Annotated in this window: 16 protein-coding genes; 11 read left to right on the top strand and 5 right to left on the bottom strand. The window is 60.0% G+C overall.

Features of this window, described 5'->3' with window-relative positions; all coding sequences use genetic code 11:
• Positions 1–11 precede the first annotated feature (11 nt).
• Both AF71_RS07420 and AF71_RS07415 read right to left on the bottom strand, forming a co-directional pair.
• Positions 12–1,247 (bottom strand): aminotransferase class I/II-fold pyridoxal phosphate-dependent enzyme, encoded by a 1,236-nt coding sequence (locus tag AF71_RS07420; protein ID WP_169680684.1) that lies wholly within the window; start codon positions 1,245–1,247, stop codon positions 12–14.
• Between the two features lie 101 nt (positions 1,248–1,348).
• Complete coding sequence (locus AF71_RS07415) at positions 1,349–2,836, bottom strand: PLP-dependent aminotransferase family protein (protein WP_169680682.1); 1,488 nt, start codon at positions 2,834–2,836, stop codon at positions 1,349–1,351.
• A gap of 355 nt (positions 2,837–3,191) precedes the next feature.
• Here AF71_RS07415 and iolE point away from each other — a divergent pair, with 355 nt between their 5' ends.
• The 8 genes from iolE (at position 3,192) to AF71_RS07375 (ending at position 10,733) form a co-directional block, all read left to right on the top strand.
• A complete protein-coding gene (gene iolE, locus AF71_RS07410) occupies positions 3,192–4,124 on the top strand; it encodes a myo-inosose-2 dehydratase (RefSeq protein WP_025659231.1) in 933 nt (310 codons plus the stop codon).
• A 10-nt stretch (positions 4,125–4,134) separates the two neighbouring features.
• Complete coding sequence (locus tag AF71_RS07405) at positions 4,135–5,235, top strand: ABC transporter ATP-binding protein (RefSeq protein ID WP_025659232.1); 1,101 nt, start codon at positions 4,135–4,137, stop codon at positions 5,233–5,235.
• Entirely contained in the window at positions 5,232–6,560 is a 1,329-nt protein-coding gene (locus AF71_RS07400; protein ID WP_025659233.1) for an extracellular solute-binding protein, read from the top strand. Before AF71_RS07405 ends, AF71_RS07400 begins: the two co-directional genes overlap by 4 nt.
• Positions 6,561–6,583: 23 nt before the next feature.
• On the top strand, positions 6,584–7,492 hold the full coding sequence (locus tag AF71_RS07395) for a sugar ABC transporter permease (RefSeq protein ID WP_169680680.1): 909 nt from the start codon (positions 6,584–6,586) through the stop codon (positions 7,490–7,492).
• Positions 7,489–8,307 carry a carbohydrate ABC transporter permease gene (locus AF71_RS07390; RefSeq protein WP_025659235.1) on the top strand — a complete coding sequence of 273 codons (819 nt, stop codon included), beginning with the start codon at positions 7,489–7,491 and terminating at the stop codon, positions 8,305–8,307. The genes AF71_RS07395 and AF71_RS07390 overlap by 4 nt, the downstream gene beginning before the upstream one ends.
• A gap of 67 nt (positions 8,308–8,374) precedes the next feature.
• Positions 8,375–9,367, top strand: coding sequence for an inositol 2-dehydrogenase (gene iolG / locus AF71_RS07385; protein WP_169680678.1), 993 nt, complete (start codon positions 8,375–8,377; stop codon positions 9,365–9,367).
• 16 nt (positions 9,368–9,383) lie between these two features.
• Positions 9,384–10,352 (top strand): sugar phosphate isomerase/epimerase, encoded by a 969-nt coding sequence (locus AF71_RS07380; RefSeq protein WP_169680676.1) that lies wholly within the window; start codon positions 9,384–9,386, stop codon positions 10,350–10,352.
• A 75-nt stretch (positions 10,353–10,427) separates the two neighbouring features.
• Positions 10,428–10,733 (top strand): MurR/RpiR family transcriptional regulator, encoded by a 306-nt coding sequence (locus AF71_RS07375; protein WP_025659238.1) that lies wholly within the window; start codon positions 10,428–10,430, stop codon positions 10,731–10,733.
• A gap of 675 nt (positions 10,734–11,408) precedes the next feature.
• Here AF71_RS07375 and aspT (AF71_RS07370) read toward each other — a convergent pair.
• The 3 genes from aspT (AF71_RS07370) to AF71_RS07360 all read right to left on the bottom strand — a co-directional run bounded on the left by aspT (AF71_RS07370) (position 11,409) and on the right by AF71_RS07360 (position 16,632).
• Complete coding sequence (aspT, locus tag AF71_RS07370; RefSeq protein WP_246733606.1) at positions 11,409–13,148, bottom strand: aspartate-alanine antiporter; 1,740 nt, start codon at positions 13,146–13,148, stop codon at positions 11,409–11,411.
• Between the two features lie 95 nt (positions 13,149–13,243).
• Positions 13,244–15,949: a decarboxylase gene (locus tag AF71_RS07365; RefSeq protein ID WP_169680674.1), complete on the bottom strand. Its 2,706-nt coding sequence runs from the start codon at positions 15,947–15,949 to the stop codon at positions 13,244–13,246.
• Positions 15,950–16,398: 449 nt separating this feature from the next.
• Positions 16,399–16,632 carry a nodulation protein gene (locus AF71_RS07360; protein WP_246733615.1) on the bottom strand — a complete coding sequence of 78 codons (234 nt, stop codon included), beginning with the start codon at positions 16,630–16,632 and terminating at the stop codon, positions 16,399–16,401.
• Between the two features lie 335 nt (positions 16,633–16,967).
• Here AF71_RS07360 and AF71_RS07355 point away from each other — a divergent pair, with 335 nt between their 5' ends.
• From AF71_RS07355 to aspT (AF71_RS07345), 3 genes are all read left to right on the top strand, one after another.
• Entirely contained in the window at positions 16,968–17,864 is an 897-nt protein-coding gene (locus tag AF71_RS07355) for a hypothetical protein (RefSeq protein ID WP_246733605.1), read from the top strand.
• A 476-nt stretch (positions 17,865–18,340) separates the two neighbouring features.
• On the top strand, positions 18,341–19,966 hold the full coding sequence (locus tag AF71_RS07350; protein ID WP_169680671.1) for a bifunctional aspartate transaminase/aspartate 4-decarboxylase: 1,626 nt from the start codon (positions 18,341–18,343) through the stop codon (positions 19,964–19,966).
• Positions 19,967–20,030: 64 nt separating this feature from the next.
• Positions 20,031–21,722, top strand: coding sequence for an aspartate-alanine antiporter (aspT, locus tag AF71_RS07345; protein ID WP_169680669.1), 1,692 nt, complete (start codon positions 20,031–20,033; stop codon positions 21,720–21,722).
• The last annotated feature ends 380 nt before the right edge of the window (positions 21,723–22,102 follow it).

The following is a 22,102-nucleotide window of genomic DNA, read 5'->3' as shown; positions in this document are numbered from 1 at the left end:
ATGCAGCCCCGTCAGGTGTATTTCTGAATGTCGACGGCGCCGGACGTGCGAACGGTGGCAGACGCCGGGGCAGCGTTGGTGAGTGCGATACGTGCAGCTTCCGCAATGTCATGGATGATATCGGCGGTCTTTTCCGGTACTCGGAGCGGATCGGTCGGGACCATGACCGTGCGAGCCAGGATATCCAGCGACGAGGCACACATGTCTCGCGAATATTCACGACGGCATTCGCGGTTTTCAATCAGATTGTAGGGGTTGAGGACCGGGTGGAAAGCGCCCTCGTGCTGCAGTACCTGGTCCCATTCGGTGTAGGTGTGGCGGCCGGTCTTACCGGCGATTACGGCCGGGAAGACCTCGACGAACCGGTTTGCTGCCTCGGCGTTAGGCAGAAGATACATGACGTGTGTTGCGCAATCGTGGTCCGGACTGTTCATCGGGCTTAATCTGAGGCCGAGATTGTCGAGGCTCGCAGTACCGGCGATGATGCGTTTCTTCTCCCTGCGCATGCTCGAGATCAACCCGTCGATGCGGTCGAGTTGAACGTTGAGGAGCGCCCCCATGAATTCCGAGGCACGGGCGCCATTACTTGCAAACGGCTTTATGCTGTCGGTTCGGCCCTGCCAATAGTAGTGGCACGGATCGATGGCGCATCGCACCCTTTCGGCGACCTGGGGATCGTTGGTGGCAAGACCACCACCCTCGCCGCAACTCATGTTCTTGAAGTAGTTGAAGCTGAATGCGCCAGCATGGCCGATCGAGCCGAACTTTCGTCCTTTGTAAGAGCCGCCGACGCCCTGGCACGAATCTTCCAGCACGAAGAGGTTGAACTCCTCCGCGATAGCCATGATCTCATCCATGTTACAGGCGGCGCCCCACATATGTACGGGGATGATGGCCTTCGTTCGCGGCCCAATGGCTGCGCGGATGGCCTTAGGGCTGATCGTCACGCTCTCGTCGATGTCGACGATTACCGGGATCGCGCCAACGGCGAGAACCGACGTTGCGGTCGCCATATAGGTGTGGGCGGGAATGATCACCTCATCACCCGGACCGATGTTGAGGCCCATCAGTCCGGCCGACAGCGCATAAGAGCCACTCACCGCCAACGAGAAATGCTTGACCCCGAGAAAGTTGGAATAACGGCTCTCGAACTTCTCGCACTGGCTACCTTCGTGATACCGAAAAAGGACGCCGGATCGGATGACATTTGCCAGTGCATCGATTTCTTCCTGCCCATAGTAGTACATCGCAACTCTCCCATGTAAGCGACTGCTGTTGAAGGAAAGCTACTCAGATTTCGGTATCTTCAGAAGTGCCGTTTCAAACAAGTTTGATGGTACCACTATCACTAGGAATGGGACGGAACGCCGACATGTTCCTCGAACGCTCGTTCCAGCTGGCCGATCCCCAGTTCCGTTTGCGACTTGTTACAGGCGGCGTATCCCAGCACGAGCCCTTGGATGGGTGTCTCATGCTGATAGTATTTCGACAGCGGTGATACATTGATGCCGAGCCTTGTCGCGGCTTCGCCGATCTGGATGTCGCTCAGGCCCTTGCGCAAGTGCCCAACGACCTGAATGCCCGCTTCGGCGTTCAGCAACTGCATGTAGTCGGAAAGCCGCTCCTCGCAGATCCAATAGAAGAATTGCCGGCGGCCAGCATAGATCCGCCGCATGCGTTTCAGGTGTCGGCTCATGTGTCCCTCGACGATGAAGTCAGCGAGCGCTGCCTGCAGGAAGAGCGGCGGAAACTGTCCTGTTGTGCTGAGGGCGGGGTGGATGCGATCGCAGAGGCCCGGTGGTAGGACCATGAAGCCGAGACGAAGCGCCGGAAAGAGTAGTTTTGCGAAGGTGCCGACGTAGATGACGTTGCCGGAGCGATCCATTCCATGCACGGCGGGAACCGGTCGGCCCTGGAACCGATATTCGCCGTCGAAATCGTCCTCAATGATCCAGGCATTGCTTCTTTCCGCGAGCTCCAGCAGCTGCAGCCGCTGCTCCATGCGCATTGACGTTCCAAGGGGATGCTGGCAGGCCGGTGTCACATAAATCAACCGGATGTTTTTCGGAGGCCGGCCCATCTGCCATCCCTCGAGGGTGACCGGCATGGGACGGACATCGGCGCCAGCGACAGTGAAGGCCGCCTTGGCACCGTAGTAGCCTGGCTCTTCCATCCACACCCGATCGCCGGGATCGAGCAGCAGGCGCGCCAGAAGATCGAAGGCCGCTTGTGCGCCTGTGGTTATGACGATCTGCTCCTTGGTACAGATGACACCGCGCGAGGAGGCCAGGTAGCCGACGATCGCCTCCTTCAGTTCAGGCAAGCCTGTTACGTGGTAGGTCCCGAACAAGCTGTCTCCGGCGAAGCTGGCCCGCCGCGCCAGCAGGCGACCCCAGACGCCAAAGGGAAAGTTATGAGCGTCGGGCATGCCCGGATGAAAGGCGAAGCATCCCGGCGATCCATGGTGGAACGGCTGGTGCATCAATGCCATGCCTCGCACCGACAGAGTCCGCTCGCTTGGGATGATCAGCGACGGGGTCTGCAATTTCGGCAACAGAGGGAGATCCACTACGACATAGCGAGCGCCCTGTCGATTGACGAGATAGCCCTCGGTGACGAGCTGGTCATAGGCCGCGATGATAGTGTTGCGGGCCAAAGCCAGATCGGCAGCGAGTTCGCGCGTCGACGGCAAGGCCGTACCGGCGGCAAGCGTCCTGTCCTGGATCATCTTCACCAGCGCGCGGTGCAGCTGCCGATGCAGGGACATCTCGCTGGTTCGATCGACAGCAATCATGTCGAGGGGAAAAGATTGGCGGAGACAGCGTGCGGATGACACAGGCGTTTCCTGACGTGGACCAGACGATGTGCCACGCTACGTCTTCCGACGACCACTGACAACTGGTTCCTAATTTTTCCGCCAAACTGGAACTCGTGCAGGTTACAGATAGGTGTAGTCTAACCGCAGATCGAGGGTGATTTCTGGAGGGGGATCTACACTCGCATTGAGGTAGCGCGGCTGGGAGGGTTCGGCGTGCACCTTCAGATGTATCTCCCCACCATCCTTGCCTGCAGTTGGTCGAATCGCACCGGGTTTCGATATGCGGCGCTCCGGCCAGCGTAGTAGGGCGACCCTCAACCGCGAGGAAGAGGGAGCGTCAAGTGAAGCATCTATTATTGGAAAGACAACTCGTATGACAGTAAGGCTTGGCATCAATCCGATCACGTGGACGAATGACGACGTGCCGGAACTCGGTGGAGACACCCCCCTGGAGGTGTGCCTGTCGGAAACCCGCAAGGCGGGTTTTGCGGGCACGGAGCTCGGCGGCAAGTTCCCGCGCAAGAGCGCTGAGCTTGGCCCGATCCTCGAGCAGCATCAGCTCGACCTCGTCTCCGGCTGGTACGATGGCCGCATCCTCGACCACGACATCGATCAGGAATTCGAGGCGATCCTACCGCATCTGACGCTGCTGCGCGACCTCGGCGCCAAGCATGTGGTCTACGCCGACACCTCGCGTGGCCGCCACGGCGCCATCCACGACCCGATCTCGCAACGTCCGCATCTCGCCGACGACGAGTGGAAAGCTTACGGCGCCAAGATCACCACGCTGTCGGAACGCTTTGCCGATTTCGGCGTGCGGATGGCCTTCCACCATCACATGGGCACGATCGTCGAAACCGACGACGAGATCGGCAAGTTGATGGCCAATACCGGCGAGGCCTTCGGCCTGCTCTACGACACCGGTCACTGCGCCTTTTCCGGTGGCGACCCGAAAGCGTTGCTGCAGCGCCACGTCGCCCGCGTCGTCCACGTGCACTGCAAGGATGTCCGGCCAGAGATCCTGAAGCGCGCCCGCGCCGAAGACTGGAGCTTCATGCACGCCGTGATGGAAGGCATCTTCACGGTGCCGGGAGACGGCGCGCAAGATTATCCGACGCTACTCAAGATCCTGGCCGATGCCGGTTACTCCGGCTGGCTGGTTGTCGAGGCTGAACAGGATCCCGCCAAGGCCCATCCCCTCACCTATGCAACGATGGGCTACCGCAACCTTCGCGCCATGGCGATCGAGGCCGGGCTTACCGTCGCGGATCGAGGTATCCCGGCTTCCAATTGCCAAACAACCTGACGAGGTGGCCATGAGTTCCGTTCGCTACAACGGTGTCGTCAAGAGCTTCGGGGCGTTCAACGTCCTGAAATCCCTCAACCTCAGCGTGCCCGACCACGCCTTCCTTGCACTGCTAGGTCCGTCGGGCTGCGGCAAGACTACGGCGTTACGCATTCTCGCTGGCCTCGAAATGCCGACCGCCGGCCAGGTGCTGATCGGCGAACGCGATGTCACGCGGTTGCAGCCGCGCGATCGTGACATCGCCATGGTGTTCCAGAGCTATGCGCTTTACCCGCAGATGACAATTGAGGAAAACATCGGCTACCCACTGTGGCTCCGCGGCATGCCCGATCACGAGCGCAAGGCCAAGATCGCTGAGGTTGCCGCGATCTTGGAGATCGACCATCTACTGACCCGGCGCGCTCGCCAGCTTTCCGGCGGCCAGCGGCAACGTGTTGCCCTTGCCCGTGCAATTGTCCGCAATCCGACGGCATTCCTAATGGACGAGCCATTGTCCAATCTCGACGCCCGTCTGCGCCTGACCATGCGCGGCGAGATTAAACGGCTCTGCCAGCGCCTCGGCTCAACGACGATATACGTTACCCACGACCAGGCCGAAGCCCTCACGATGGCAGATCTGATCGCCGTCATGCACGGTGGTGATTTGCAGCAGCTGGCGGCGCCAGCCGAAGTCTATGACCGCCCGGCCAACCGCTTCGTCGCCACGTTCGTCGGCAATCCGCCGATGAACGTCCTGCCGGTCAAGGCGGACGGAACAGACATCCGGGTCGGCGGCGCCCGCCTCGCGATCAGGGGTGAGCGCTTTGAGGCCTGCCGCGCAGCCAGTGTTACCGAACTCGGCATTCGGCCGGAAGATCTGCATTTAACTGAGCCAGGTGTCACGGGCTCGATGGCCGGTGAAATCTACGTGGTCGAACCGATGGGCAACGAAACCCTGGTCGATGTGCGTGTCGACGGCGGGCGGCTGACAGTGCGCGCCGATCGCGGCTTCCGGGCGTCGGTGGGAGACCACATTGGCGTCTCCTTCGATGTCGGCAATGCCTGCTTCTTCGATACGGCTGGCAAAACCGCTGTTCATAGAGTGGAAAAAACAGAGAGGAACAGAGCATGACGGACGATAAGAAATCCTACCTGACGACATCCCGCCGTTCCCTACTCAAGGCAACGGTTTTGCTGGCACTCGCCTCCACCAGCATCGGTACCTTGATCATTCCGGCGCCTGCTAAGGCTGCCGGCAAGAAAGTTATTATCGGCGCGTTCGCCGATGGCGGCCTGACCCCCTTCAAGCAGAAAATCATCCCGCTTGCCAAGGAAGCAGGCTTCGACATCGACTTCCTGGAAGACGAATACGGCGTGACCCTCGAGAAGTGGTTCGCCGACGCCCAGAACGGCGCGGGGCAATACGACCTCTATCTGCTTGACGATCCGTGGGTACCGCAATTCGGCGCAGCCAATGTGCTCGAGGATCTGGGCGCCGCCGGCCTTGGCGTCGATGACAAGGACTGGATCGGCCCGCTAATCGATATGGGTTTCTGGCCGCCACGAAGCGGCCCGCGTGTCGCCGCATTCAAGGATGCAACGCCGACCCTGATCTGCGCGCCCTTCATCGGCGATCTGCAGACGCTGACCTATCGCAACGATGTCTATACCAACGGAGCGCCGAAGACCTGGGACGAGGTGATCTCCAAAGGTAAGGAAGGCGTCGCGTCGGGCAAGATCAAGTATCCGGTCGTCTTCCGCGGCGTCGCCGGCAACTCGATCGTCACCAGCTGGTATTCGATCTTCCTGTCGTTCGGCGGCGAGTTCTTCGATGACAAGTGGAACCCGACGTTCAACTCGGAAGCCGGTAAGGCCGCCTCTGACTTCTTCGTCGGCACCATGAAGCAGAACGCTCCGGCGGGCGTGGTCGAATTCGACTCCGATCAGGAAGGGGCGGCCATCCTTGGCGGCGATGCCGGCGCGATCATCCAATATTCCGGCAATGCACTGAAGTCCGACGATCCGGCCCAGTCCAAGGTGGTCGGCAAACTCGACTTCGGGGTTGTTCCGAAGCAGGTGAAGGCCATTTCACAGCTCGGGATCTTCATAGCCGGCGTACCGAAGTCGGCGCCGAACAAGGCGAACGCGATCGAATTCCTCAAGTGGTATACGAGCGCAGATACCCAGGCGAAGGTCGCCGAAGCCGGAATGATCCCGGTCAAGCGCAGCGCGTTTGGCATCGCCAAGCCCGGCAATCGTTTGATCCCGGTCGCGCTCCAGCAGCTTGACGCCGGCGCGCTGCCCCGGCCGCGTATGCCGGAATGGGCAAAGGTTGAGGAGCTGCTCGGCATCGAGCTCAACAAAGCGCTTCAGGCCGGCTCTGGCGGCGGAGCCGCGATGGACGCAGCGGCCAATGAGGTCAAGGAATACCTCGCTCAGGCGGGATATTATCAATGAACCCGAAGGGCGGGATACTATCAATGAACCCGAAGGGCCAGATCCTGACCAAACAACGGCTTCAGGGCGCCGGACTAGATCTTGCCTTGCCCTACCTGATGCTGGCACCCGCGGTCCTGGTCGTGCTCTGCGTCCTGGTCTATCCATTCTGGGACGGCTTGCGCGCCAGCGTGCAAGCCTACCGCTACGGCACGGCGGTTGGCTGGGCCGGGCTGGATAACTATGTGCGCCTCTGGAGCGACGACCAGTTCCTCAACGCTCTGTGGGTGAGTATCAGGTTCGTCTTCCTGGCGGTGGCAATCGAGACCGTGCTCGGCTTTGCGCTGGCATTGTTCTGCCTCCGCGAATTCAAAGGCATCCGACTTCTCAGAACGGTACTCATCATACCGATGGTGATCACACCTGTCGTGGTGGCGATCCTGTTTCGTCTGATCTATGCCAGCGACGCCGGCATGATCACGGCCCTCTCCGTGGCGATTGGCGGCGGTCAGGTCCAGATCCTTGGCGATCCGGTCAACGCCTTCATCGGTCTTGTTGTTCTCGACGTTTGGGAATGGACGCCGCTGATGTTCCTCATCCTGCTCGCAGGTTTGCAATCCTTGCCGCAGGAACCGTTCGAAGCGGCCCGCGTCGACGGTGCGGGCGCTTGGCGCAGCTTCGTCGATCTGACGCTGCCGATGATGCGACCGGTGCTAGCTATCGCCATCGTGCTCAGGACGATCGACGCCTTCGGGACCTTCGACCAAGTCTTCGTGCTGACCCGCGGCGGCCCCGGCGAAGCGACCAAGCTCGTCTCGATCTACGGCTATGATACCGCCTTCAAGTTTCAACAAACCGGATACGCCTCGGCAATGTTCGTCACTGTCGGACTGATCGTGCTCGCCATGGCGCTTACGGCCGTTCGTCTTCTTCAGAAGGAGGCTCAGGAATGAATTCCCGTCTCGCAAGGGCCAGTGTGACGTCGTTCATCGTGTTCATCGTCCTGGTGCCAATCTACTGGCTGGTCTCGACATCGCTTAAGTCCAACAAGGAAATCACGCAGGAAGGCACGCTCTACCCCCATGTACCGACCTTCGACAATTATCTGCGGCTCTTTTCGGAGAAGAACTTCGGCGCCTATTTGACCAACTCGCTGGTAGTGACAACCGTGTCGGTCTCCATCGCTTTGGTTCTCGGCACGCTGGGCGCCTATGCGATGGCCCGCTTTCGTCTGCCTTTCTTGCTGGAACGCAAGATCGGCCTGCTGTTGCTGACGCTGCGCATCGTGCCGCCGGTGGTAATCCTGATCCCGGTCTACCTGCTGATGCTGCGTCTTGGCCTGCTTGACCAGTGGCTCGGCCTGATCATCACCTATACCGCCTTCAACGTGACCTTCTGCGTCTGGATGATGGAAAGCTTCTTCCGAGAAATTCCGGTCGACCTCGAGGAGGCCGCCATGGTCGACGGCGACTCCCGGTTCGGTGCCTTTCGCCGAGTGACCTTGCCGCTGGCGGCTCCTGGCATTGCCGCAACCGCCATCTTCGCCGTGATCGTGACCTTTAACGAGTTCATGTTCGCCCTGGCACTGACCGCCACCCCAAAGGCCATGACCATGCCGCGCGGCACGGCGACTTTGATCGGCCGCATCGACACCGATTGGGCATCCATGGCGGCGGCCGGCGTGATCGGAGCGTTGCCCATCGTCGTCTTCGCCCTGCTCGTACAACGCCACCTAGTGCGTGGCCTGACCATGGGAGCGGTCAAATAGCCGCGGATCGAGGTCCGCATTGTCCATCAATGGCCGGTCGAACCGGCCCGAGGAGAGAGTAACTGAAATGATCGACATTTGTTTGTTTGGCGCCGGCCTGATCGGCAGCGTCCATGCAGGAAACCTTGCGCGCCATCCGAAGGCACGGCTTCGTTATATCGTCGACCCGCGCCCCGAAGCGGCGCAACGCATCGCCGCGCAGACAGGCGCGAAGATCGTCGACACCGAGACGGCGCTTTCGGATCCGACCATCAAGGCGGTGATGATAGCCTCGGCCACCAAGACCCATGCCGAGCTTGCCATGGTGGCAGCGGCGAAGGGCAAGGCGATCTTCTGCGAGAAGCCGATCGATCTCGACATCGGCCGTACAGATGAATGCCTCGCGGCAATCGAAAAGGCCGGCGCGCTGTTCCAGATCGGCTTCAACCGCCGCTTCGACCCCAGCTTCCGCGCTCTCAAGGAGCGTCTCGATGCCGGCGAGATCGGTTCCGTTGAACAGGTGATCATCACCAGCCGCGACCCTGAGGCGGAGACCGAGGAAGCGCTTGCCGGCGGCGGCGGTGTTTTCCGCGAAATGACGATCCACGACTTCGACATGGCGCGCAACCTACTCGGCGAGGAGCCCGTCGAGCTGTTTGCGACCGGATCCTGCCTGGTACTGCCCTACTATGCCAAGCACGGCGATTACGACACCGCGATGTTCGTCCTGCGCACCGCCTCCGGCCGCCAATGCCATATCAACAACAGTGTCCGCGCCGTTTATGGGTATGACCAACGCATCGAAGTACACGGTTCGAACGGCATGCTGCGAGCCGGCAACCGCATGCCGACCTCGGTTGAAGCCTTCGGCTCCGAGGCCGTATCGCGCGACAAGCCGCTCTACTTCTTCGTCGAGCGCTACATGGACTCCTACTACGCCGAGCTCGATCACTTCATCGAGTGCGTGCTTGCCAACAAGAAGCCGGATGTCGGCGCGAGCGACGGACGCAAGGCAATGATCCTCTGCGAAGCCGCCCTTGCGTCGGCAAAGTCCGGCCGCTTCGAACCGATCAAGTTCTAAGACTGGGATTGATACGATGAAAATAGGAATGATCACCGACAGCCTCGGCGGCTTGTCGTTCAAGGACATGCTGCGGGCGTCGGCCGAACTCGGGCTGGAGACCCTCGAATTTGCCTGCGGCAACTGGTCGAGCGCACCTCATATCAACCTCGATGCCATGCTCGATAGTGACACGACGCGCCGGGAATTCGTCGCTGCCGTCAAGGATCACGGCATGACGATCGCCGCCCTGAACTGCTCCGGCAATCCGCTGCATCCGGGGGCGAAGGGCGCCGAGCATCACAAGGTGACGGAGAAGACTATCAAGCTCGCAAGCCTCCTGGGCATCGACCGCGTCGTCCTGATGTCGGGGTTGCCGGGCGGCCCCGGCGATGCCAATCCAAACTGGATCATCACCGACTGGCCGCCGGAATGCCTCGAAATCCAGAAATACCAATGGGAAGAAAAGCTGATCCCCTATTGGCGCAATCTAGTCGCCTATTCCAACAACCTCGGCATCCACAAGCTGTGCCTCGAACTGCATGGCCACCAGGCCGTCTACAACGTCCACACGCTGATAAAGCTGCGCGATGCAGTGGGCGAGACCGTAGGCGCCAACTACGATCCGAGCCATCCGATGTGGATGGGCGCCGACCCGATCGCCGCGGTCCGCCAGCTCGGTTCGGCCATTTACTATGTCCACGCCAAGGACACCCGCGTCGAACCGGTGCCCGCGGCCATCGACGGCGTGCTCGACCCGCGTCCCGGCGACCGCTACGCCGAACGTACCTGGAACTACATCACACTTGGCTATGGCCATGGGGAAACCTGGTGGCGGCAGTTCTGTACGGCGCTCAAGCAGGTCGGCTACGACGACGTGCTGTCGATCGAGCATGAGGACTTGATGATGTCGCCGATGGAGGGAATGCGCAAATCTGTCGAGCTGTTGCGCAACGCCGCCATCAACCTCGGCGAGCCAAGGCGTCGTCCGGATGCGAGCGCCTGACCAGGGCGCGATGGTGGCGGAAGCGACCGCACAGCAGCGTTTGCGCTTCCGCCCCACAAACCCCACGAGGTCAACATGATAGACATTTCCGCACGGCGGACGGCGCCGCACAATTATCATCATCTCAACCAGTTGATTGCGAGCGGCCAGTTGGATTTTCCCGATCAGCTTCGACAGGTGGCACGCTTCGCGCTGGCGAATCCTGAGATTGTCGCCTTCGAGAGCAGCAAGACGCTTGCAACCTTGTGTGGCGTATCGCCGACATCAGTCTCAAGATTTGTCCGCCATGTGGGCTTCAAGGATTTCCGCGAGATGAAAGTGCTGTTTCAAGCGCGGCTGCGCGAAATGGCGGGCCCGGAGCCATTTTTCTGGGCATTGTAAACTGTCGCCGTGTTTGCGGAAACCATTTGAAGAACTCAATGCGGTCTTACGACCATCGCTTCCGTGATCGCCGCCGCAGGAAGCAGCCAGTCGTCCGGCGACCACGGTCGCTGTCGCCGGCCCCGGCGGCGGTCGGTGTCAATCCGAAACCGGAAACGTTGCACTGCCCCCGTTCGCGATGCGTAACGCACAGTGCTGGAGGTTAGGCAGGTCGGTGCGTCGCTCGCGCTTCGGCAAGAAACAGATGATCGGGAGACGATCCTTTTGGATGCACCGGGACGAATTCGACCGTAAGCGCAAGGGCGAACTGGTCGCACTGGCCAATCTGCGTGCGACCCCGACCGTGGCTCACACTCTGCCTGAACTGAACCTGCACTGGAATAGGATGCCGGGAACCTGTTGTCGCGTACCTCCCCTTACAACGCTCCCGAATTGCCACCCTCGCGACTTGCTCCAATCGTTTCGCCACCCCAGTTGGCAGCGAAAAAGGCAGCAGAACATAAGGTCCGAACCTCGAAGGTTGGTTCGAAGGCTACGTGCCTGACAGGGCGCTTTGTCACTTGATCGCGCCTGCGAGACGTGGGGGGCGGTAGAGTGACCAAATCGCCGTCGGTTCAATACGCATGGCCACTGGCAATTGCGATCAACACAGATAGTAGCTTTTTGGGATACCCGTTAATTCGCGACGATGTTGACGATCAAGGTCCCCCAGGTCGTGAGGAGAATATGGCCGATGGGTACAGCCGGTGTGTATCCGAGAACCGCAACGGTACTTCCCGATCGATCCTGGACGGCCGCCATGCCGGCAGTCATCGTCTGCGCGCCGGCCAGCCCCCCGAGTAGCAGGATGGGGTTCATGCGAAGCACGTAGCGGCCGAAATAGAGCCCTACAATCATCGGGGCAATGGTGACGATCATGCCGCCAAACAGAAGCCCCACACCCGCTTCGGCGATTGCAGCAACAAACAGCGGTCCAGCGTGCAGCCCCGTCATTGCGACGAACGCGGCAAGGCCGAGCGCAGTCATAAGCGATACAGCAGCATCTGGAATCCGCCCGAAGAGGGGGAAGCGCGTGCGCAGATGCCCAACCAGCAGCCCCGCCAACAGCGTGCCCACACTCGTGCTCAACGAAATCCGCATGTCGCCGATCGGAAAGGTGACGAGGATGCCGACAAGTCCACCAAAGAATATCGCAAGACCGAGAACGAAGAAATCCGTCGTCGTTATCGGTGCGATAACGACACCGATCTGCTTTTCCGCACGCGACACCGTCGCCTCCGGCCCGACCAGGCGCAAAATGTCGCCTCGCTCAAGGCGGATCCCCGGCCCCACGGGGATCGCCGCGCCGCCACGGCTGATGGCACGCAGATATAGACCACGTGTCCACCCCTCCTTGGCAATGTCATCGAGCTTTCGGCCCGCAAGCTCACGGTTGGTCAACAGCACGTCTGCCCCGAGTATCGGGACATCAAGAAGTTCACGATCCTCGACCTCTTCGGCGCGTGGGCCAAGCACGGCCACGAGTGCCTCCCTCGGCCCTGAGACGGCCACGACATCGCCGGCAGCAATCACCATCTGCGTCTCCGCCTCGATGATCGTGCTCCCCCGTCGCAGGCGCAGGACAAAGAGCCTGTGCTCGGGAAATTTCGCCTCCGCGGCCGTCAATGTCAGACCAGCGATCGGCGCAGCGTCCGCGATCCGATAGGCGCGCAATTCGAAGCGATGCCAGGCAGATGCCACGCCGGGCGTCTTGCGAGATATCCCGAGTTCCTGTTCCAGCTTAAGTGCCTCTGCACGCAAATCGATGCGCATCAGCCTCGGACCGACGACGCTGCAGAACAGGATCACTCCAACGGCGCCGAAGATATAGCACACCGCATCCGCGACTGCGATATGTGCCACCAGCCTCGCGCGATCGGCTTCCGTCAGTGCCAACCCATTGATCGCCTCGGTTGCCGTGCCCATGGCCGGGCTTTCGGTCAGCGCGCCCGAAACGAGTCCCGCCGCGAAGCCCGGATCAAGACCAAGAGCCTTGGCAACCGCTACCGCCGTCAGCAACCCGGTCACGCATACAACGACGGCAAGCAATACTGGCTTGAGACCATCTCGTTTCAAGGCTTGCATGAACTGAGGTCCGACAGAGTAGCCAATGCCGAAGAGAAACAGAAGGAACAGGAAAGATTTGGCCATGGCGGCAATCGGGACGTCGGCGAATTGACCTATCAGGATGCCCGCAAAAAGCGAGCCTGTGACGGGTCCGAGGGTAAAACCTCCGAGTTTGATGCCCCCGACCAAATATCCGATGCTGATCGCAAGAAACACTGCGAGTTCCGGATACTTCACGAGGAATTGCGCGACCCAAGACATGACCAGATTGCCCCCTCTCCCCTTCTTCAGGCCAGATATGATCGCCAACTATCCGCACGCCAGAAGTCAGCAGTGCCTCGCTAAGGCATGCCGTAGCGAGGCGGCATTAGGGAGCGCGAAGCCAGCGCTCCTGAAGCAATGACTCAGCGCTTTGCGCCTGCAGCCTTCGGTTTGAGCAATTTTAGCCCCCTGGCTCTCTCGTAACCGTGAATCTCTTTCACATCCAATTTGCGCATGAAATCGATCGTCTCCTGCGTCAGCACTTGACCCGGCACCATGATCGGAAACCCGGGCGGATAGGGTATGACGAAATTGGCCGAAATCATTTCCGGTCCCTCCCGCAGTCTGCGATCGCACTCAGCACCGAGCAGCGGCACATACTCGCAACGCGCGGCGTCGTAGGCATTGAAGAAGGCGGTCCGCATGTCGCCTTCGGGTGTTGTTTTACCCGCATCACCCCGAAAGGTTTCGTGGAAATGGCTGAAATTGGGCAGGTCCGGCACGTCAGTCATCAGGGATTTGACCCGCGCATCAAAGGCGGCTCTTTCTGCCTGTCCACCGTCGGCGAGGCGCTTCTCAATGCCGAGACAAATCTCGACGAGAACGCGGATAAGGTGGGCCACGTCGCTACGCGTGTTGTTGATGTTCGACTGGAGTAGCACGCTATTGCGCGACGTCTTGTTGAGCTGGATCCCGTACTCGCTCGCCAGCAATCCCTTGAATTGCGTTCCGTCGAAACCAGCGGTTCCGCAGACAAGCGTCATGCGCGTCGGATCAAGATAGAACTCATCCTCCTGCATCGCTTTGACCGCGGTGGCCCAGTTCGAGCCGGGCGCGAGGTAGTCCTGGAAGCCCGACTGGCGGTACGCAGCTGGTATCATCTCGTCGGCACCGAGGACACGGAAGTATTTCGAGATCAGCTGATGCTCATTGATTGCCCGACGGATCTTCAACGCAATCTCGATTGCGTTCATCACCAGGCCATAGCCTTCAAGTTCCATCTGTCGACGCGCGACGTCCAGGCTGGCGATCAGTTGCTGGTTGGGGCTCGTTGATGCATGCGTGAATACTGCCTCGTGGAACTGAGCTTCAACCGTATGAAAGTCCACATCCTTGACGAGGAGCATGGAGCCCTGCCGGATCGCCGACATCGACTTATGCGTCGAGTTTGTCTGATAGACGCGAAGGCGTACAAGCCGCGGATCGGGGATCAGCCGGGTGGCCAGAAGTGTCTCGTCGGAAGGGTTATCTCCGAGATTGGCGCTTTGCTTCTCATAGGCACTGATGGAGGCGGGATCGCGCAACCATTCCTCGATATCGGCCGCGGCTCCCATGGCGGTTCGAGGTCGCAGGAAGGGAGAGAACCGGGCAAATCCCGACCACGCCTCGTCCCAGAGGAAGATCAGATCCGGCTTTATGGCAAGGCACTCCTCCATCACCCGCCTGACATTGTACATGTGCCCATCGAAGGTGCAGTTGGTCAGGTCAAGCAGCTTTAGGCGATTGAGCCGCCCCTCCGCTTTCAACGCCAGCAATGCACGTTTGATGGTTGCGAGTGGTACTGCCCCGTACATCGAGTATTCCGTCATCGGGAAAGCCTCGACGTAGTATGGCTGCGCACCCGTTAGAACCATGCCGTAGTGATGCGATTTGTGGCAGTTGCGGTCGACCACCGCGATATCGCCCGGGGCCAGCAGCGCCTGGACGGCCATCTTGTTGGAGGTGGACGTGCCGTTGGTAACGAAAAAGACGTGGTCGGCACCGAAGGCACGGGCAGCCATTTCCTGCGATCGCTTGATGTTGCCGGTAGGCTCCAGAAGGCTGTCGAGGCCGCCCGTTGTCGCGCTGCTCTCTGCTAAGAACAGGTTGAGGCCATAAAATTCGCCCATGTCGCGGATCCAGTCCGACTTGAAGACAGACTTGCCGCGAGCAATGGGCAGGGCATGGAACGTACCAATGGGTCGCCGTGCATATTTTTTCAGGTTGTCGAAGAAGGGCGTCTCGTACCGTGCCTGCACGCCTTCGATGATCGCGAGATGCAGCTCCAGCGGTTCCTCGACGGAATAGAAGATGCGCCGTATCGAATCCGCCGCCGGATCACCGGCAATTTTCTCGACCTGCCGGTCGGACAGCAAGTAAATGTCGAGTTCCGGTCGGATCCGCTTCAATATGCGTGCCAAGTGCAGCGCCGAGACCTCGGGGCTTTCCGCCTCGCCAAGCAGCGGATTTAGGACGGAGCGCAACACTGGCGCGTCGTGGCGCGAGCGGTAAGGGAATCCCTCCGCAAGGACGACGGAGATGATAGATGGGTTCAATGCCGCAGCGCAAACCGCATCCTCGAAGGAGCCGACAAAGATGGGCTCGTAGATGAAGGAATCCTCGTGACGGCGCATCCTGCGGAGCTCACCGGCCAAGGCGGGCCATCGCGCCGCCGGTTGGCTGTTGACAAACAGGACCTCGAAATAGGGGCGATGAGCACGAGCCTCACCCGTGGCTGGCGGCATAATATCGACCACCTCGTTTGGCGACAGGTGGTCATTGACATCCCACTCCTCGGGACGGCTGCGATAGGCATCCGTCAGAAGGCCGTTGGAGATGCGCCGAGCCAGTCTGGCCGCGCCGCTGGGGTCGTTTGAAGCAATGCGCTCGGCCAGGGCTTGGCGCAATCGCGCACCGGGATAAGCGTGGTATTCCTCTACGGCTTCTATGGCGGCGAGCGCTGCCTCCAGCGCCTCCCGCCCTCCCCGTTGTGCGGCCCACGCGTCGGCCAGAGACGTGACCTCGCGCCAGTTGTCGGCACGCCCCGAATGCATCAGCAGAGACTGATTGTCTGCGGTTTTTTTTGGCATCTGATGCTCCCAACACCCTTTTATTGAAGATTCGCTACAGTTGACGAATTGTCACTGCACAGACGATTGGAGTGGCCTGCTGGAGGTCGCCAGCTTCTAAAAGCACTGCAAGGCGAGGGGAGCCGTATACCGACCCCCATCCATTTCAGGCCAACGTCAGCATTAGTCCCAGGTCGCGAATGGACTATTGTCGCCAGTGTAGCCTAGACTCGGTATCTGGCATTCCGTCCCGTTAGCCCTTAAGCGGAGCCGTAGCTAGCCGGCGTCGTGCGCGACGGGACAGCATCACAGCCCTAGCGGGCCGAACTCAGGATCACTCAACGGCTGCGACATGCGAAGTAAAATACGGTAGTTTACCGCAGACCGTCTGTAGCCTACTCACTTCCTCCTCGACCGATGGTTTTCGAGCTGCAGCCTCCCCCGGCCTCTGTCTTTCCCGACATCCTATTCTACCGGTCCGGTGGCCAAACGACGCGCGCAAGGTCCCTGACGATATCAGCTTCCAATTCAGCGACCATCGTCTCGTACTCCTCGATATAAAAGCGGTCAGCACCATCACGCCGGAAGGCTTCCAGTGCGACGCAACCCTCATCGTAGGCTTCAAGAAGATTGCAAAAGAACGGCCATGAACTGGACGCGGGCAGTTTCTGGAGCAGTTGGCGTTGCGCAGGCAGCTTGAGCATCAACCGACGCAATCCAGATTGCGCGGTCCCACGGCAGCCGTCTTCCTCTATCCAATCCTTCCCCATTGGCGATCCTCTACCCGATAACAGTGTAACAACCGCGCGCCCACGCGGAAGTAAATTACGGTATGTTCTGTTTCCGTGCCCGTTCTGGCCGCCGTGAAATTGCGCGGCCTTTTTTTTGGCGTGTTTAAGGAAGCCAATTGCCATGTCACGACATGTCGATAATCTAGCATCGACATGCCTTTAGTTGTCCACTTGTCGGAAGGACCCAGATGAGAAGTCAACCCGACGGCGTACACTCGCACCCCTCTCCCGGCGAGGTCCGAGAACAGTTGGATCGCATACTGTCGAGCCCAGACTTCATTCTCCCCGATCGCGGGCGCAGATTTTTGCAGTTCATCGTGAACGAGACCCTCGAAGGACGCGCCGCCTATCTGAAGGCATTCACTATTGCAACCAGCGTTTTCGGACGTGATGCGTCATTCGATGCGATGAATGATCCTTGCGTGCGAATGGCAGCACGCCAGCTTCGTAGTGCACTTGAGCGGTACTATCTGACGAGCGGCTCAATGGATGAGGTACTGATTGCCGTTCCGGCTGGCGGTTACGTTCCAACTTTCGCAAAACGGGCGATTGAGGGTGGCACCAGGACTGAAGATGAAGCGCAAACGGTCTCTGCCGCAGGCGTGTCATTGCCCGAGAAGCCGCCAACCGAGCCGCCAAAGCGCGAAAGCAGATTGCCTCGTTGGATTATGATCACCGCTGGAATGATTGTACTTGCCGCCGTGGTGATGGCGTCGTTCACCGAAAGAAATAACACTACATCGAAGCAGCCAGTCATGGGCGGCGGCAGGGCAACGATTTTAGTCAAGCCCTTTGCGACCAACGAAGAAACGAGGGTCTCGAATGAAGTCCTGAGTGGGCTGAAAAATGAAATCGTCGTCAATCTCGTGAAGTCCAAAGAACTGGTCGTGGTCACTGAGGGCGCAAAAACCAACGCCGACACGACATACACTCTGCAAGGTAGCATACGCCTGGAGGCTGATGATGTGCGAGCAATCGCACGCCTGGTCCGGGGGGCAGACAGTGCAGTCGTGTGGTCGAGCGACTACGACGTCAATATAAAGGGTCGAAGCATTCTCGACGCCCAGATGGCCATCGCGCGATCAATCGCGGCGGCTGTGGCAGCCCCATTCGGAGCGGGTGCGACGTCGCGGCCCCAAGAATAGGCTACGCCCTGGAGATATCGGCTCTCGGAAGCGAGTGGCCAGGCTAACCGTCTCCAGCCGGCTTCTGCTTCCGATGCTTGGTCAATGCATGTGCGCTCCTTACCCGCTCGAAAACCAGTGCCGGCGAAATGGCTTCCCGCTTGGTCCGGGGCGCGTGTCTCGTATTAGGACGAAGCTTGCAGACGGGAGAAACCCTTCATTGCGTCGTCGAAATCGTCCGGATCAATATCGTCGACTGTCGCCGTGGCGTCGAGGTTGTCGGCGCTCTTATTGGTATGCGGCAGTGATAAAAGGGTGAGAGCACATCGGTGATGCATGCCTTAAAGGGTGTAGGATACCGTATACTACCCCACTTGAAGGTGTAACATTCTTTGCCGTTGCAATCTCATCGGATACCTTTCCAACTAGCAGAACTCGAAGTCCGCATTTCGATGTGTCCAGTGCCCGGCAGGCATACCACAGTGGGAGGAATGATAATGACGGAAGCGGGAATCTACGCAAAATTTGTCGATCTCAGCCCCTTTGAGATCAAGGACGAGCTCATCAGGCTGGCTCAGGCCGACAAGTCGGGTCGTGCATATCTCAACGCCGGGCGAGGCAACCCCAACTGGATCGCAACCAAGGCGCGCGAAGCTTTCTTCCTTCTCGGTCAGTTCGCGCTGACCGAGGCCAAGCGTGTTTCCTTCGATGAAGAAGCGGGTCTCGCGGGAATGCCGCCCGTCGACGGATGCTACAAGCGGTTGAAGGCATGGGTGGAAAAGCGCAAGGGCGATCCGGACACGCCCGGCGCTGAGACGCTCGACGCTGTGGTGGATTTTGCCATCAAGAAATTCGCCTTCGAGCCTGACAAGTTCGTCAACGAACTCACGGATTCGATTATCGGCGACCACTATCCGGTTCCCGACCGCGCGTTGGTGCACAACGAAGCGATTACTCATGAATATCTGATGTGGGCCATGTGCGCTGGCCACCGCCCGACCGCAAAATTCGACCTCTACCCGGTCGAAGGCGGCACCGCGGCCATGTGCTACATCTTCAAGGCGCTCAAGAATGCGCGCCTTCTGAACTCCGGTGATACGATTGCGCTCGTCACGCCGATCTTCACGCCCTATCTCGAGATGCCGCATCTCGAGGACTATTCGCTGAAGCAGATCCATGTTTCGGCGGAGGCGGAAGACCGTTTCCAGTTGACCGAGGAAGACCTGAAACCGCTCGAGGACAAGTCAGTCAAGGCGCTGTTCATCGTCAATCCCGGCAATCCCTCCGCGGTCGCGATCGATCCGGAAAGCATGGACCGGCTGGTCAAATTCGTCAAATCAAAGCGCCCAGACCTGATGATCCTGACGGATGACGTCTACGGCACCTTCGTGCCGAATTTCGAATCCGTCATGGGCCATCTGCCTCACAACACGATCGGCGTCTATTCCTATTCGAAGTATTTCGGATGCACCGGCTGGCGCCTCGGCGTCGTCGCCGTCGCCCAGGACAACATCTTCGACAAGATGCTCCGAAAGATGCCCGAGGCCACGCAAAAACTTCTCGACGCGCGCTACAAGGCTCTGACGCCGCATCCCCGCGATCTCAAGTTCATCGATCGCATCGTCGCCGATAGCCGCGATGTGGCGCTGAACCACACGGCCGGCCTGTCGCTCCCGCAACAGGTGATGATGTCGCTGTTCAGCCTCGTGGAAATGATGGACGAGGAAAAGATCTATCAGAAGGCGTGCATGGCCATCTGCCAACGCCGGTTCGACAAGCTGATGAACGGAATGGGGATCGAGTTCAAGGCTCGCCCCTATTTCGACCGCTACTACGGCATCATCGACTATGAATACTGGGCGCGCAAATATGTAGGCGACGAGGTGACGGACTGGGTGAAGGAGAACGTTCATCCGCTCGATATCGCCTTCAAGCTAGCCGAGGACCATGGCATCGTGGTGCTGAACGGATCGGGCTTCGAGGCGCCGAACTGGTCGGTGCGCGTGTCCTTTGCCAACCTGCCGGACGAGGCCTACGATTCGATCGGCAGGGCCATCCGTGCGGTGGCGCGAGGTTATCTGCAGGCCTACCGCGCCGCCAAGGGCGAGACGGCTCAGCCGTAGGGCGGGTCGCTATTCGATTTGTAGAAGACGCAGCCGAAGAGATCCTACGCCGGAGATCGCCACCATGCTTCAATGGTTTGCCGCAACGCTTCAGAAATATCCCGAAATCGCCATCTTCCTGTCGCTTGCGATCGGCTATTTCGTTGGCAAGTTCACCTATAAGGGTCTCGGTCTCGGTGCCGTCACCTCGACCCTGCTCGCCGCCGTGGTCATCGGGCAGCTCGGCATCGTCATATCGCCAAACGTCAAATCGGTCTTCTTCCTGATGTTCCTGTTTGCGGTCGGCTACGGCGTTGGACCGCAGTTCGTGCGCGGTATCGCTTCCGACGGTCTGCCGCAGGCGATCTTTTCCGTGGTCGTCTGCATCTACTGCCTGATAGTTCCGGTGATCGTTGCAATGATCGCCGGCTACGATGTCGGCTCGGCCGCCGGCCTCTATGCCGGCTCGCAGACAATCTCTGCCTCCATGGGCCTTGCCACCGACGCGATAAACCGGCTCGGACTGGCGGCAGAACAGACCCAGGCGACGCTCAACGCGATGCCTATCGCATACGCGGTGACCTACATCTTCGGTACCGCCGGATCGGCGGTCATTCTGGCGTTGGTTGGCCCGCGGCTCCTCGGGATCGACCTCGTCGCCGCCTGCAAGGATTACGAGGCGCGCCACAGCGCCGCGGCGGAGTTCGGCGGAGCGGGATCGGCCTGGCACCGCTTCGAACTCAGGGCCTACCTTATCAAGCCGGAAGGCCGCGCCGTGGGCATGACCGCGAAGCAAGCCGAGGCGATGGTGCCGGACGCGCGCGTTTTCGTCGAGCGCATCCGCCGTGACGGCCGGATCGAGGAGGCGACCGCCGATACGGTACTCAGGGCCGGAGACGTCGTCGCCGTGGCCGGTCCGCGTGACGTGCTGGTCGAGGTGCTCGGCCAGGCCGCCGAGGAAGTAAACGATCCCGAGCTTCAGAATGTCCGCGCCGAGGGCGTCGACATCTACGTCACGTCCAAGGCGGTCGACGGCAAAACGCTGTCCGAACTCGCCAAGTCGCCTACGGTGCGCGGCGTCTTCCTGCGCAAGATCGTTCGCGGTGCGACCGCGACCGTGATCCCGATCCTGCCGGATACCAAGATCCATCGCGGCGACATTCTCACCCTCGTCGGGCGCCCGCAGGACATCACCGCGGCGACGAAAGACATCGGTTACCCCGATCGCGCCACCGACGTCGCCGACGTCGCCTTCATCGGCGCCGCGATCGTCCTCGGCGCGTTGGTCGGGGCGTTCGTCCTCAACGTCGGCGGTGTGCCCCTGACGCTGTCAACCGCCGGCGGCGCACTGATTTCCGGCCTTGTCTTCGGTTGGCTTCGCTCGGTGCATCCGACCTTCGGACGGATCCCGTCCTCGACCGTCTGGTTCATGAATTCGGTCGGCCTCAACGTCTTCATCGCCGTGGTCGGCATCAGCGCCGGCCCCGGCTTCGTCGCTGGGCTGAAGGAGCTTGGAGTAAGCCTGTTCCTCTGGGGTGTGGTTGCGACGTCCGTTCCGCTGTTCCTGGCGATGTACACCGGCAAATACCTGTTCAAGTTCGACCCAGCCATCCTGTTCGGTGCCTGCGCCGGAGCGCGTACCACCACGGCGGCGCTCGGCATGATCACGGACGCGGCAAAGAGCCAGGTTCCCGCGCTGGGCTACACCGTGACCTACGCCATCGGCAACACGCTGCTGACGATCTGGGGGATGGTCGTGGTCCTGTTGCTTGGCTAGTTTGCCGTAGGTAAGGTAGCGTGTCTTGCCGAGGTGACCGCTTGGGCCCAAGTGGTCACCATCGTCATCTCTGGGTCTGATATCAGTCCTGTGCACATGGAAGCAGCATTATTGACTAAAGCGCGTCGCCCGTTTTTTGATTCAGGTTCTCGAATCGGCCGATTTGTGATTCCTTCGTAGCTGGAAGGAGACCGGTCATGGGCAAATCACATCCGATCGAGTTGCGTTCCCGTGTTGTTGCGTTCGTTGAAGAGGGTAACACCCATCGCGAGGCGTCTCGGCATTTCCGTGTGTCGCCTCGGTTTGTGAATAACCTTGTTATCCTGAAGCGTGAAACGGGCTCTCTGTTGCCAAGACGACAGGGCCATGTCGGTGGCGGC

It is taken from the genome of Rhizobium sp. 57MFTsu3.2, from assembly GCF_012932765.1.
GTDB classification, from domain to species: Bacteria; Pseudomonadota; Alphaproteobacteria; order Rhizobiales; family Rhizobiaceae; genus Rhizobium; species Rhizobium altiplani.
Note: the sequence above shows the minus strand (reverse complement) of the source record. Positions and strands in the feature narration are given on the sequence as shown.